General features: G+C 41.4%; 1 protein-coding gene. It reads right to left on the minus strand.

What is annotated here, in order from left to right; translation table 11 throughout:
• Nucleotides 1-1,576: glycosyl hydrolase (locus tag NZ519_13860; GenBank protein MCS7029839.1), on the minus strand; the 1,576-nt coding region annotated here is incomplete at both ends.

Here is a 1,576-nt window from a genome sequence, read left to right on the forward strand (position 1 = left end):
GATACTTGAATTAGTCCATCATCTGTGCCTACGTAAAGCAGATTTTCCTTTTTAGGGCTTTCTTGTAAGCATACAATATTACCGTAAAAAGAAGTGGATTGACTTTTAGCTACGGCATCTATACTCCAAACTTTGCCCATAACAGGAAGTTTGTTACGGTCAATTTGTTGGGTTAGGTCTTCACTAATGCATGTCCATGAGTTTCCCCTATCTTCACTCCTAAAAACTTTATTAGCAGCAAAGTACAATCGTGTAGATTTATGTGGACTGATAATTAAGGGGCTATCCCAGTTCCATCTAAGGGCTTTTTCGCCTTTTCCTTCAATAGGTTGAATAGGGACTTCTTCACCACTTCTTCGGTCGTAGCGAACTAAGCCACCGTATTGCGATTCTGCATACACAATGTTTGGGTCATCAGGGTCAATTCGGGACACAAAACCATCTCCACCATGAGTAAAAAACCAATCTGAATTAGTAATACCGTTAATACTTAAAGTGCGTGAAGGTCCTCCCATGCTAAAATTATCTTGTGTACCGCCATAAATAAAGTAAAAAGGTAGGCTATTATCTACCCCTACACGGTAGAATTGTGTTACGGGTAGATTAGGTTTAAATAGCCAAGTTTTTCCTTTGTCAAAACTTTCATATACTCCACCGTCAGAACCTACAAGGTAGTGATTATTATTTTTAGGATTTATCCACATTGCGTGATTATCTCCGTGTTTAAAGCGTTCGCCGAGGGGAATCCAGGTTCTACCGCCATCGTTAGAAACATGTAATAAAACATCCATAGCATAGATGCGATTTAACTCTATGGGGTCGCAAAATATCTCTTGGAAGTAGTTGCCACTGGTGTAGTAGCTGCTCATTTTTTCAAAGCTTGCCCCTCCATTAGTAGAACGGAATACGCCTCCTTTATCTTGTTCAGCTTCAATTTGTAGATATACATACATTGGATTGACAGGGGATACTGCTATGGCAATTCTGCCTATATCCCCTGTGGGTAAGCCGTTAGTCAATTTTTCCCAAGTTTCTCCGCCGTTTTTAGTTTTGTACAAAGCACTTTCAGGACCGCCGTCAATTAAAGTAAAAACGTGTCTTCTACGTTGATGTGCGCATGCATAGAGTACGTCGGGATTGCTTGGGTCCATTGCTAAGTCGGATACTCCTGTGTTTTCAGAAATATGTAGTACTTGCTTCCAAGTTTTGCCCCCATCTGTGGTTTTGTATACGCCTCTTTCGCCCCCTGCACTCCACAATGGACCATAAGCTGCCACAAAAACAATATCGGGATTTTTAGGGTGAATAATGATTTTTGCAATATGCTCACTGTTTTTTAAGCCCATGTTTGTCCATGTATTGCCACCATCTTCGGATTTATATACACCATCGCCGTAGCCTACGCTACGTTGGTTGTGATTTTCACCTGTACCTACCCAAACGATATTCGGATTGCTCGGCGCTAAAGCTATGCATCCAATAGAATAACTTCCTTGTTGGTCAAAAATAGGTTCGTAACTTGCTCCACCGTTGGTAGTGCGCCATACCCCACCCGATGCAGTAGCTACATAGTAAT

The sequence above is a fragment of the Bacteroidia bacterium genome, assembly GCA_025056095.1.
In the GTDB taxonomy this organism is placed as follows: domain Bacteria; phylum Bacteroidota; class Bacteroidia; order JANWVE01; family JANWVE01; genus JANWVE01.